This is a genomic window from Conexibacter sp. S30A1 (assembly GCF_023330665.1).
Taxonomy (GTDB): domain Bacteria; phylum Actinomycetota; class Thermoleophilia; order Solirubrobacterales; family Solirubrobacteraceae; genus Palsa-465.
Map to the genome: position 1 here is coordinate 133,004 of NZ_CP097127.1, position 11,870 is coordinate 144,873.

The following is an 11,870-nucleotide window of genomic DNA, read 5'->3' on the forward strand; positions in this document are numbered from 1 at the left end:
TTGCTGCAGGGCCCCTGGACATCTGGACAAGACGGCTGTTTGCGCGGCTCGCAGGCGGTCGGCGGGCGCTTCAGTGCCCGCCTGGGAGGTGCGCCCTACGACAGGCGGCCTGCAGGGCAGCGCTGAAGCTTCCGTCGATCCCGCCGCGGCTCGGCCGGCTCGCGCAGAGCGTGCGCGCCTGCGCGCCGCAGCGGTGCATCTGCCCACCGCCGATCATCGTCGTGTAGTCGAAGCTGACGCAGCCGCGAGCGACGGTGCCGCTGCCCGAGGTGAGCGAGAAGATCGCCACCGTCACGAGTGCAGCTGCCACGAGTCCGCCCAGCCGGGCTGCCACGCGCTCGCGGCCGCGGCGCTGGCGGCGCTGCGCGACCTGCCGGAAGTGCCCGGGTGCGTAGACCATGGCGGGCGAGTCTAATGAGCGGGATCAGAACGCGGTACCGACCCAGTCGACCCGCGCTGGCTTCGGGACCGGTCGCCCGACCGCCAACTCGATGCTCGCGTTGGCGGTGAGCGGGATCGCGGCCGGTGAGTGCCGCCAGCGGCGACCGTCGACGAAGGCGGTCACGGGACCGTGCGCCGCGGCGACACGCCGGCGTGTGAGCGGCTGGTTCCAGATCGCGAAGAGCTCGCCCAGCGTGAAGCGCCTGGGCACGGGAGACTGAGCCTCGATCAGGCCGTCGGCCGCGCGCGTGTGCAGCCAGTACATGCAGGCCCTGGCGCCGTAGAACAGCCCTTGGGGGGTCGCTTCAGGTATCTGGTCGACCAGTCCGATTCCGCCCGGGAGCGCCCGCGAGTGACCCGCCACGTAAACCTGCAGGTGCGCGTAGGTGGTGTATGCGAGCTGCGCGAAGCGCTCGCACTGCACGCCGTCCACGATGCGCCCGAGCGCCGTGGTGGTGGACGGGGCCAGAAACGGCCCTGTCTCGATCGGCAGCCCGTTTGGGCCGACGTACGCGCGTGCAGTTGGCGTCGCGACCGTGGTGGTCGGAGTGGTGGAGGTGACCGAGAAGGTCAGCGGTTTGGCGGGCGCCGGTGGCACGGCGTCCTTTGTGGCTCCGCACCCGGCCAGGATGATGGCCGCGCTCGCAGCGAGCGCGGCCACATGCCAACCCTGCACCTTGTCTAGCGCCGGATCATGGGCGCGTCGGTCCCCGCCGCGTCGGCTAGCGGCGCCTGCCGCCCCCACCGAAGAGGGTGAGCAGCAGCAGGAAGACGTTGAAGATGTCCAGGAAGATACCGGCTGCGATCGGTACCGCGCTCTGGTAGCGACCGCTGTGGGCCAGGCGGTTGAAGTCGAAGACCGTAAAGCCGCCGAACACCACCAGCATCAGCACGCAGTAGATCGTGTTCGAGCCTGGGATCGCCACAAACAGAGCGATCAGACCGAAGACGAAGACGATCCCGAACGCGATCATGAGCGGCTTCAGGTACCGCGAGAGGTCACGCCTCGTGCTGTACCCGAAGGCACCCAGCGCGCCGACGAACAGCGCTGTTGAGCCGGCGGCCTGGTAGACGACATCGGGATTGGTCTTGGCGTAGTAGACGATGATCGGTGAGATCGCCATGCCCAAGAGCAGCGCCAGCCCGAACAGCAGGCCGGTGGCCAGTTGCTCGTGACCGCGTGCGGCGGCGGCCTGCAGGCCGAAGATGCACGCGAACGCGCCGATGAAGAAGATGAAGCCGCCGGTGGCGTCGTTGCGGGCGATGTAGGCGCCGAGCGCCGCGAACCCCAGCGCGAAGGCCACGAGGCCCATCACGTGTCCGAACACAGTCCGTGCCCGGTCCCCCGTGAGCGCGGCCCCCTGGCCGAAACCGAGTTGTTCGTAAGTGGGCATCTCTCTAATTGCTCCTCGAAGTGTCTCTAAAAACCTGCTGGTGAGAAAGTTAGAGCATAAGGTGGCAGCACCGTCGAAGAGGAGCTTAAAGCTGTCAGGTCTTGGCGCGCCCGCGCAGGTTCGGGTCGCGCTCGACCGCATGGAGCAGCCCTGCCGCGATCGCCTCGGGTTCGAGGCCCAGGAAGCGTGCCAGTTCGCGCACGCGCTCCCGTTGGGCGACACGGTCGATGGGGACATGTCGGGGGCTGAGGTTGGAGGGGGTGGCTTCCATGGTCTCACTGCTCCTCATCGGCTTCACCTGCTCGCAAGTTAGCCTTCCATTACGACGCTCGACGGACCGTGGATGGTCAAGGCTGCAAGCAGCGTCATATTTACCCCGTGCACGATCAGGCAAACGTTCGCCAGGCGGACTCCGACGGTGGACGGGGCGGAGCGCTTGCCGGGGTGCGCGTGCTGGAGGTTGGCGGCATCGGGCCCAACCCCTTTGCCGGCATGATGCTCGCCGACATGGGTGCCGACGTGATCCGCCTCGACCGCGAGCCGGGAGCAGGCTTCGGTCAGGCGGGTGCCGGCGACCCGTCTCTGCGCGGGCGCCAGACGCTTGCCGCCGATCTCACCACCGCGGCTGGCGCGGCGTTAGCCAGGGCGCTGGCTCGGCGCGCCGATGTGCTGATCGAGGGCTTCAGGCCCGGCGTCATGGAGCGCTTCGGACTGGGGCCGGATGACCTGCTGGAGCTCAATCCGCGGCTTGTGTACGGGCGCATCACCGGTTACGGGCAGTCCGGCCCACTGGCTGGACTGCCCGGGCACGACCTCAACTTCGTCGCTCTCGCCGGTCTGTTGGGAGTGTCCCAGCGCGTCGGCGAGCGGCCGATGTTCGCCGTAAACGCCGGGGCCGACTACGGCGGCGGCGCGATGTTTTTGCTGTTTGGCGTGCTCTGCGCGCTGCTCGAGGCTCGCACCTCCGGTCGCGGCCAGGTCGTCGATGCGGCGATGGTCGACGGAGTGGCGCTGCTGACGACGATGGTCCACGCGTTGCGCGCGGCGGGTAAGTGGGACGAGCGTCCGGGTTTCAACGTGCTCGACAGTGGGGCGCACTTCTACGAGGTCTACGCCACCGCCGACGGCGGGCACCTGGCGGTCGGCGCGATCGAGCCGCGGTTCTACGCACGGCTGCTGGAGCTTCTGGAGCTGCCCGCAGACCAGTTCCCGCAGTGGCAGGCCGAGCGCTGGCCGGAGTTGAAGGAGCGCTTCGCCGCGGTGTTCGCGACACGTACCGCCAACGAGTGGGAGGCGCTGCTCGGTGCCCAGGAGGTGTGTGTGACAGTCGTGCGCGGCCCCTTCGCTGCGCCTGAGGATCCACACCTGCGGGCGCGCGAAACGTTCGTTGAGCTGGGCGGCGTACGTCAGCCGGCGCCCGCGCCACGGCTCAGCCGCACCCCGCCGGTCGCGCGGCCGGCCGAGCATGACCCGGCTGCCGCGCTGCACCGCTGGGGGGTTGAACAGAAGGCCGATTAGGCCTCGGCACCGACCACGGTCGGGGCGACCCTGGCGCGCGCTTGGCTGCGGCGCGCCTGCGCGAAGGTCACGAGCTTGCCCGCGTCGGCGTCCCAGAGCTTGAAGCGGACGGCGCGCATGCCGTCGGCGATGCCGATGGTCGGCACCGTCTCGAACACGGGGTGGGAGGCGTGGGCTGCGCGCAGGTGGTAGTTGGGGATCTTGGCGTTGAGGTGGTGAACGTGGTGGCAGCCGATGTCGGCGCTGAAGAACGCGAGCAGCCGTGGCAGCTTCAGGTGGGTGCTGCCGGCAAGCGCCGCCTCGGCGTAGCTCCACTCCTCGCCGCTTGCCCAGTAGGCGTCCTCGAACTGGTGCTGGACGTAGAACAGCCAGATGCCGGCCGCGCCGGCGATCAGCGCCGACGGCGCCCAGACCTCGAGGAAGCGCGCCCAGCCGAGCAGCGAGCCGAGCGCAAACACGATGCCGGCCAGCACCGCGTCGTTGAGCAGCACGCTGTTGCGCAGGCGGCTGCGCGCTCCCGGCCCGATACCTGCGACACGCGGGAGGATGATCATGGCGAAGACAGGCCCCAGGCCGAACATCACCACGGGGTTGCGGAACAGGCGATACCCCAGGCGCCCATACCAGGGCTGCGCGTGGTACTCGGCGACGGTCAGCGTGAGCACGTCGCCGACGCCACGACGGTCGAGGTCGCCCGAGGTGGCGTGGTGGATCGCGTGGCCATGGCGCCACTGCGCAAACGGCGTCAGCACAAACAGCCCGAGCACGGCGCCGACGCGTGCGTTGCCCTTGCGCGAGGGCAAAAGTGACCCGTGCGAGCAATCGTGGAAGACGACAAAAGTGCGCACCAGGAACCCTGCCGCGATGATCGCCAGCACCGCGGTGAGCAGCGGCGAGAGACCCCACGTCAGGTAGCTGGCGACCGTCAGGGCCAGATAGGGCAAGAGCGAGTTGGCGATCTGGATCACGCCGCGGCGTGTCTGCGCGCGCTCGTACGGAGCCAGCGCGTCCTTGTAGGACGCAACAGTCCTGGGTGGCATGGTTGGTTAACCTCCGGTCCTGCGCCAGCGGCGCGCGCAACGACCCGCCGGGCCTACAGCTGCGAGAGCACGCGGTGCATCTTTGTCGTCTGGCTGCTGCCCGACTGGGCGGGACGGTAGCAGGAAACCTCGCGACAGGACGCGCAGCGGCGAAATCTTAGCACAGCTTTACGCTGTGGCCGGGGATGCGATCGAGATCGAAGTTCGCCACAAGCGCTGAGGCGGATGCGACACATTCCGCGTCCTGCGCCAGGCCCAGGCTGTGGGCCAGCCAGGCCAGCGTTACGCCGGGAGGCTCGCCGCGTGACGCGAGCGTCGCGCCGCCATCCCGCTTGGCCAGGCGCTGGCCCAGCGGGCCGAGCACCAGCGGCACATGCGCGTAGCCCGGTGTAGGCAGCGCCAGCAGGCGCTGGAGCAGGATCTGGCGCGCGGTCGAGTCGGCCAGGTCAGCGCCGCGCACCACCTCGCCGATGCCCTGCGCGGCGTCGTCGACCACGACCGCGAGCTGGTAGGCGAACACTCCGTCTGAGCGCACCAGCACGAAATCATCAACGCTGCCGCGCCGCTCGCCGAGCAGCCGGTCGCGCCAGACGACATGCTCGCCCTCGGCCCGCAGCCGCAGTGCGTGGCGCTCGCCCACCTCGGCGCGGCGCCACGCCTGCGCCGGGGCCAGCGTGGCGCAGGTTCCCGGGTAGGCGCCCTCTGGCAGCTCGCCGTGCGGGGCGCTGGCGGCCTCGCGGATCTCCGCGCGGCTGCAGAAGCACGGGTACACGCGACCCTCGGCGCGCAGCCGCTCAACGGCGCGCGCGTAGAGCGCGCTGCGCTGTGACTGGCGCACCGGCGCAGCATCCCAGTCGATTCCGAGCGCGCGCAGATCGCTGATCTGGATTGCCTCGTACTCGCTGCGGGAGCGTCGCGGGTCAAGGTCCTCGAAGCGCAGCAGAAAGCGGCCGCCCTGGGAGCGCGCGGCCAGCCAGGCCACCAACGCCGTGCGCAGGCTGCCCAGGTGCAGCGGGCCGGTCGGGCTGGGGGCGAAGCGTCCGGCGCGGTTCACGGCCTGTCGGCGGGCTTGAGCAGCGGCGGTCCAGCGGGACCGCCGCTGCTCACAGTTCGGGTGTTTCGGTGCGCGGCGGCGGCTTGCGCCGGCCCTTGTTGGGTGTGCGGCCGAGCAGCTTCAGCAGCGGGTCGTGGCGCTGATCGACGATGCGCTCCTTCATCGGGATGATCGCGTTGTCGGTGATGTGGATGCCCTCGGGGCAGACCTCGGTGCAGCACTTGGTGATGTTGCACAGGCCGATGCCACCCTCGTCGGCGATCTGATCCAGACGGTCGACCCCGTCCAGCGGGTGCATGTCGAGGCTCGCCATGCGCATCATGAAGCGCGGTCCGTAGTAGCGGTTGTGCATCCGGTGATCACGCAGGATGTGACAGACGTCCTGGCACATGAAGCACTCGATGCACTTGCGGAACTCGCTCATGCGGTCGGTGTCGGCCTGGTCGATCAGGAATTCGCCCTTCTCGTTGATCTCGACGCCCGGCTTCAGGTTCTCGCGCGCCGTGAACGGGGTGATCTGCTTGTTGACGCGGTAATTCCAGGACACGTCGGTGACCAGGTCGCGGATCGGCGGGAAGGCGCGCATCGGCTCGACGGTGATCGGCTGATCGGCCGGCAGGTGGTCCAGGCGGGTCTTGCACATCAACCGTGGGCGGCCGTTGACCTCGGCGCTGCAGGAGCCGCACTTCGCGGCCTTACAGTTCCAGCGCACCGCCAGATCGGGAGCCTGAGAGCGCTGGATCTCGAGCACCGCGTCGAGCACGACCATGCCGGGCTCGGTCTCGAGCTCATAGTCAACCAGCTCGCCTCCGGTCAAGTCGCCACGCCAGATCTGCAGGCGGCGCGGTCCACCCGCCATCGCTGTCTCGCTCATGATGCCTTCTCAGCCTCCTTACGGGCCTCGACCAGCTCCTGGAGCTCGTCGCGCTTGACGACCGGCGTCGGCGTCAGTGACATGTCCTGGCCGCCGCCTTCGATGATGATGTTGTGCTCGCCCCAGTAGTCGCTGTAGCCGGTGTGGTCAAGGCGGCTGTGGGCGCCACGGCTCTCCTCGCGCAGCAGCGCCCCGCGGGCGATCATGTGCGAGACGGTGAGCATGTTCTTGACCTCGCGGCAGAGCTGCAGGCCAGGGTTGTAGTCCAGCCGATCTGACGGTGCACGCAGGTTGGCGGCGCGGGCGTCGAGCTCCTCAAGCTTGCCGATCGCTTCGCTGAGGCCCTCCTTGTCGCGGAAGATGCCGACGCCGTCGCCCATGATCTTCTGCAGATCGCGGTGCACGTGGAACGGGTTCTCGTTGCCGGAGCCGTGCAGGAAGCCTTCGATCTCGGCCCGGGCCTCGGCGACCTGTTCGGCCGGCAGTGACACCGGGCCCGACGCGTTGGCCGCCTCTGCGGCACCGAGTCCCGCACGCCGGCCGAAGACCAGCAAATCGCCCAGTGAGTTGCCGCCCAGGCGGTTGGCGCCGTTCATGCCGCCGCTGCACTCACCGGTGGCAAACAGTCCCGGCACGCGCGAGGCGCCGTTGTCGGCATCGACCTTGACGCCGCCCATGAAGTAGTGGCAGGTCGGGCCGACCTGCATCGGCTCCTTGGTGATGTCAACGCCGGCCAGCTCCAGGAACTGGTCGTACATGCTCGGCAGCTTGCGCTTGACGTAGTCGGCGTCGAGATGCGAGACGTCGAGATATGCGCCTCCGTGCGGCGTGCCGCGCCCCTCCTTGACCTCGGTGTAGATCGAGCGTGCGACCACATCGCGGGTCGAGAGCTCCATCCGCTTGGGGTCGTAGCGCTCCATGAAGCGCTCGCCCAGGGCGTTGCGGAGGATGCCGCCCTCGCCGCGCACGGCCTCGGTGACCAGCAGGCCGGCGACCCCGGGGGGGTAGACCATGCCGGTCGGGTGAAACTGGACGAACTCCATGTCCACCAGCTGCGCCCCGGCCTCGTAGGCCAGCGCGTAACCGTCGCCTGTGCAGTCCTGCGAGTTGGAGGTGATCTTGTAGATGCGGCCGCTGCCGCCGGTCGCGAGCACAAGCGCCTTGGCGCTGAAGCTGCAGAGCTCACCGGTCTGACGGCGGTAGCCGAAGCAGCCGACCACCCGCTCGCCGTCCTTGATCAGGCGCGTGACGGTGGTCTCCATGAAGACATCCACGTCTGAGTGCACGGTCCGGTCGTGCAGCGTGCGGATCATCTCAAGGCCGGTGCGATCGCCGATATGCACCAGGCGCCTGTAGGTGTGGCCGCCAAAGGCGCGCTGCGACATCGTGCGCTGCGGCGTGCGGTCAAAGACCGCCCCCCAGTGCTCGAGCTCGCGGGCGCGGTCGGGTGCCTCCTTGGCGTGCAGTTCGGCCATGCGCCAGTTGTTCAGATACTTGCCGCCGAACATGGTGTCCTGGAAGTGTGTGGACCAGTTGTCCTTCGGGTCGACGTTGCCCAGCGAGGCGGCCAGACCGCCCTCGGCCATCACCGTGTGCGCCTTGCCGAGCAGCGACTTGCAGACCAGTCCCGTGCGGGCGCCCGCCTCCGAGGCGGCGATCGCGGCGCGCAGGCCTGAGCCACCGGAGCCCAGCACTAGCACGTCGTAGTCGTGGTGTTCGATGCGCTGTTCGCTCATCAGAACACGTGGTGGGGGTCGCTGAACGCGCCGGAGGACACGAGCCAGATATAGACGTCTGTGCCCCAGACGGTGAACATGCTGATCCAGGCCCACTGCATGTGGTGCCCGTTGAGGATCGAGACTTTCTTCCAGGCGCTGTGCCGGGTCTGTGCGGTGGGCGTGCAGGAGAAGCAGTTGAGCTTGCCGCCGATCAGATGGCGCCAGGAGTTGCAGCCGAACGTGAACGCCGACAGGCAGAACACGTTGATGAACATGATCGCGTTGCCGACACCGATGCCGAAGCTGCCGTGGTAGAAGAGACCGCGGATCGCGTCGTACCAGAGGAAGCCGATCACGATCACCGCGAAGTAGAAGAACACACGGTGCATGTTGTTGAGCACCAGCGGGAACTTCGTCTCGCCCGTGTATTTACGCCGCGCCACGCCTGCGACCGCGCAGGACGGGGGCGCCAGAAAGAACGAGCGGTAGTAGGACTTGCGGTAGTAGTAACAGGTGCTGCGCAGCCCGAGCGGCGCCCAGAGCACCAGGAAGGCCCAGGGCAGGCTCGTGTGAAACTGGATGATGCCGGGCAAATCCGGCGAGAACATGGGCGACTGCAGGTGCGCGCCGCCGGCGGTGATCGCGTAGTACTTGCTGACGATCGCGTGGATGATCGTGTAGACGCCAAACAGCGTCAGCGAGGTGACGACCAGTACCGGCTGCACCCACCAGCGGTCGCGCCGCATGGTCGCGCCGAAGCGGCGCGGGGGTGTGGCGACGGTTGTCATCTGGAGGAGAGCTCTCTGGAGGGAGTTTGTGGCAAGACGGATTGATTATCCGGCTTTTAGGGCGCGGATGGCGCCAGCACCCGGGCGCTGACTCATAAGGCGTCCGGCGGTTGGGCCGTCACCACGCGATTGCGGCCGCGCGCCTTCGCTTCGTAGAGCGCTGCGTCGGCACGAGCGACCAGTCGCTGCGGCTGCTCGTCCGGAACGCTGTCGGCCAGCCCCACCGAGCAGGTCTGTCCACGGGGCACGCAGGCTTGCAGCCGCTCAGCCAATCGGCGCGCGCTGTCTGCGTCTCGCTCATACAGCAGCAGGGCGAACTCCTCGCCACCGATGCGGGCCAGCAGGTCGCCAGCGCGCAGCTGCGCACGCCACGCCGCGGCGGTCTCCCGCAACAGGAGATCACCCACCGGGTGCCCGTGCTGGTCGTTGAACGCCTTGAAGTGGTCCAGGTCGAGAACCGCGACGGCGACCCGCTGGTCGCCGTCGCCCAGCACGCCCGCCAGCGCCGCGTCCCAGGCGCGTCGGTTCGGCAGCCCGGTGAGCGAGTCGGTGAGCGCCTCGTCGGTGAGACGCTCGAGCACGTCGACGCGGTCGATCACGGCCGCGATCTCGTGTGCCAGAAGCTTCGCGCCCGCCACCCGTGGGCCGTCCATCGTCGCCCTGTCTGCCCAGCTGACGACCAGCACGCCGATCGCCTGGTCACCCTTGAGCAACGGTTGGTAGAGCACCGAGGGCGGGCAGCCGTCGGCCTGCCACAGCTCGAGGCTGCCGACGTGTTCAGCGACGTTGTCGCCGATCAGCTGTGGGCGGCGCGTGCGCAGCGCCGTGTCCGGCGCGCTGCCTGCCCGGGCGGGCACACCTGCAGCGATCGAGTCGGGTGTGCCCGTGGTCGTGGTCATCACAAGTCTGCCGCTTCCTGGCTCCGGCTCGTAGAGTGCAACGGCCTGCGCCTGCGTTATCTCCAACGTGGCACGGCAGGCTGCCCTACGAGGGTCGGCGCTCAGATAGAGCTCGGAGACCGTCTCGCTGATGCGCGTGAGCATCAGCTCGCGACGCTGAGCCTGATCGGCTCGGCTGCGGACGTCATCGACGAGTCTGTGGGTGACCAGGCCGGCGATGGCGCTGATCGCCGCCGTCAACAGCGCTGGACGATAGTCGCTGGCCGGGTAGTCACGGCCACCGATCAGCAGCAGCGGTACCAGGTAGAAGGCCGCGAGGGCGGCGAGCGAGAGCCAGAGTCCCAATTGGTTGCGGACGTGCAGGGCTACAAACAGCACCGGCAGCAGGACGACGACGCCGATCGCCGTCAAGCTACCCCCGGCCGCGTTGCGGGCCAGCCCGAGCGCTGCCAGGAAGACCAGCGCGCCGGTCACGGTCCGCCGCTGCCCGCGTTCGTCGTCCTGGACGGTCGCCACGGCGATCCACGCGAGCACCAGCAGGCCCAGAGAGGCCGCGTACTCGGGCCAATCCAGGTGCGTGCCAAAGAGCATGCTCGCCCAGGCAACCAGTGCGGTGAGTGTGAACGGCCAGAGCCCGTAGGCGCGCGGGGGCTGCGTGGCGCGAGGCTGCGTGTGGGCGCGCGACCGCGACCCGCCGTGAGCCGATCGGGATCGAGTTACACGTGAACTGAACACTCAACTCGACTTCGGCAACCTGCTGGCTCAGCTTAAGTGGCGCGGACGGGGCGCGGGACTTTCGCCGACGACGTGTTCAAGGCTGCTCGCCGGCGCTGGGTCGGTCGTCCGTGGCGAAGAAGTGCTGGAACAGGGCTGCATTGATCAATTGCAGCGCGCCGGCGAGCTCGAAGGGCAGCGCGAGGCTGACCTCGGTGAAGAGGTAGCCGGTCAGCATCGGGGCGAGGGCGGCGGCGCCCTGGGTCGGCAGCTGCGCGAACGCGCCCACGCGGGCACGCTCGGCGGCCGGAGCGGCGCTCATCACGAACGACTGGCGCAGGGCGACCCCGAGCCGCTGCGCGACGAGCCGCATGGTGTAGACAACCCCCGCCAGCGCGAAGCTTGGCATCAGCGCCAGCACGGGTAGAAGCAGCGCCTGCAATGTGCGCGCGATCACCACGGTGCGCACCGTGCCGATGCGTGTGGCGAGCGGCGAAGCCAGCTGGCTGCTGGCGATCGTGATCACGTTCCCGATCGTGTAGAGCACGCCGATCTCCGCGGCGCTGGCGCCGTAGCGCCGGTAGAGCCAGTAGGTGACAAACGGTCCGAACAGTCCCACCGCGACCCCGTTGACCGTGTTGGTGGCCCACAGGCGCCGCACCAGCCGCCAGCTCGCCGGTGACAGCCGCGGCGGCCTGTCGGGCTGGTCCGCCGTTTGCGCGCTGTGTGGGTCCGCCGGTCGCTTGTCCCCAGCACCCGGGCGCGGCGCCCTTGGCGGCTGGCGCACGGGCACGGCCAGCGCCGCCGCCAGAGTTGCCAGCAGGGCTGCGGCCATGAACGCCGGCCAGTATGCCCCCGGGCTCGGGTGGGTGCCAGCCAGCGGCGAGCTGAGCGGTGTGGCGGCCAGCAGCGAGCCCAGCAGGCCGCCGGCCGCGCTGGCCGAGGCGATCAGCCCGAACAGCGCCGGGCGCCGGCTGTCGTCGACCAGGCCTGCCATCAGCGCCTGCTCGGCGGGCTGGTATGGGCCCACCTGTGCCGCGCCCGCCCCGGAGCCTCGGCCAACCGAGCCGACAGCAGCCGCGATGAACAGTGGCACAGTCTGAGCGGTGAGCGCGAAGACGACGCAGCTGGCGGCCGTGAGCAGCGGAACGTAAATGAGAAACGGCTTACGTCCCACGCGATCGGCGGCGATGCCGATGAACGTGCTCATCGCTGCGGCGGCGAGTGCCACGACGCTGAACAGGATTCCCAACTCGGTTGCGCTATAGCCACGGCGAGCCAGGTAGATCGGGACCACGACGCCGATGAACGCGCGCTGGCCGCTCATCAGTACCCGGGCGCTGAGCAGCAGGCCGGCGTCGCGGCCGCCCGGCAGCTCGGGCCGGCGCCTGCTCGCGCGGCGCTGTCCAGGCGTGGTCACGTCCATGTCA

Annotated in this window: 12 protein-coding genes; 1 reads left to right on the top strand and 11 read right to left on the bottom strand. The window is 69.0% G+C overall.

The window, feature by feature from the left end; translation table 11 throughout:
- Positions 1-70: 70 nt before the first annotated feature.
- From M3M54_RS00665 to M3M54_RS00680, 4 genes are all read right to left on the bottom strand, one after another.
- Entirely contained in the window at positions 71-400 is a 330-nt protein-coding gene (locus M3M54_RS00665) for a hypothetical protein (protein ID WP_249020266.1), read from the bottom strand.
- A 24-nt stretch (positions 401-424) separates the two neighbouring features.
- Positions 425-1,102, bottom strand: a complete 678-nt coding sequence (locus M3M54_RS00670) for a hypothetical protein (protein ID WP_249020267.1) — start codon at positions 1,100-1,102, stop codon at positions 425-427.
- Positions 1,103-1,163: 61 nt separating this feature from the next.
- Positions 1,164-1,835 carry a Bax inhibitor-1 family protein gene (locus M3M54_RS00675; RefSeq protein ID WP_249020268.1) on the bottom strand — a complete coding sequence of 224 codons (672 nt, stop codon included), beginning with the start codon at positions 1,833-1,835 and terminating at the stop codon, positions 1,164-1,166.
- Positions 1,836-1,929: 94 nt separating this feature from the next.
- Positions 1,930-2,124 carry a hypothetical protein gene (locus tag M3M54_RS00680; protein WP_249020269.1) on the bottom strand — a complete coding sequence of 65 codons (195 nt, stop codon included), beginning with the start codon at positions 2,122-2,124 and terminating at the stop codon, positions 1,930-1,932.
- An 89-nt stretch (positions 2,125-2,213) separates the two neighbouring features.
- On the opposite strand from M3M54_RS00680, the gene M3M54_RS00685 reads away from it, so the two are divergent.
- A complete protein-coding gene (locus M3M54_RS00685) occupies positions 2,214-3,353 on the top strand; it encodes a CaiB/BaiF CoA-transferase family protein (protein WP_249020270.1) in 1,140 nt (379 codons plus the stop codon).
- Here the strand turns inward: M3M54_RS00685 and M3M54_RS00690 are convergent.
- The 7 genes from M3M54_RS00690 to M3M54_RS00720 all read right to left on the bottom strand — a co-directional run bounded on the left by M3M54_RS00690 (position 3,350) and on the right by M3M54_RS00720 (position 11,866).
- Positions 3,350-4,393: a fatty acid desaturase gene (locus M3M54_RS00690; protein ID WP_249020271.1), complete on the bottom strand. Its 1,044-nt coding sequence runs from the start codon at positions 4,391-4,393 to the stop codon at positions 3,350-3,352. The genes M3M54_RS00685 and M3M54_RS00690 overlap by 4 nt on opposite strands.
- Positions 4,394-4,550: 157 nt before the next feature.
- Complete coding sequence (gene gluQRS / locus M3M54_RS00695; RefSeq protein WP_249020272.1) at positions 4,551-5,447, bottom strand: tRNA glutamyl-Q(34) synthetase GluQRS; 897 nt, start codon at positions 5,445-5,447, stop codon at positions 4,551-4,553.
- A 49-nt stretch (positions 5,448-5,496) separates the two neighbouring features.
- Positions 5,497-6,321: a succinate dehydrogenase/fumarate reductase iron-sulfur subunit gene (locus tag M3M54_RS00700; protein WP_249020273.1), complete on the bottom strand. Its 825-nt coding sequence runs from the start codon at positions 6,319-6,321 to the stop codon at positions 5,497-5,499.
- A complete protein-coding gene (locus M3M54_RS00705) occupies positions 6,318-8,057 on the bottom strand; it encodes an FAD-binding protein (protein WP_249020274.1) in 1,740 nt (579 codons plus the stop codon). Before M3M54_RS00705 ends, M3M54_RS00700 begins: the two co-directional genes overlap by 4 nt.
- Entirely contained in the window at positions 8,057-8,827 is a 771-nt protein-coding gene (locus tag M3M54_RS00710; RefSeq protein WP_249020275.1) for a hypothetical protein, read from the bottom strand. The genes M3M54_RS00705 and M3M54_RS00710 overlap by 1 nt, the downstream gene beginning before the upstream one ends.
- Positions 8,828-8,919: 92 nt before the next feature.
- Positions 8,920-10,317 carry a diguanylate cyclase gene (locus tag M3M54_RS00715; protein ID WP_249020276.1) on the bottom strand — a complete coding sequence of 466 codons (1,398 nt, stop codon included), beginning with the start codon at positions 10,315-10,317 and terminating at the stop codon, positions 8,920-8,922.
- 220 nt (positions 10,318-10,537) lie between these two features.
- Positions 10,538-11,866 (bottom strand): MFS transporter, encoded by a 1,329-nt coding sequence (locus tag M3M54_RS00720; RefSeq protein ID WP_249020277.1) that lies wholly within the window; start codon positions 11,864-11,866, stop codon positions 10,538-10,540.
- Between the last annotated feature and the right edge of the window lie 4 nt (positions 11,867-11,870).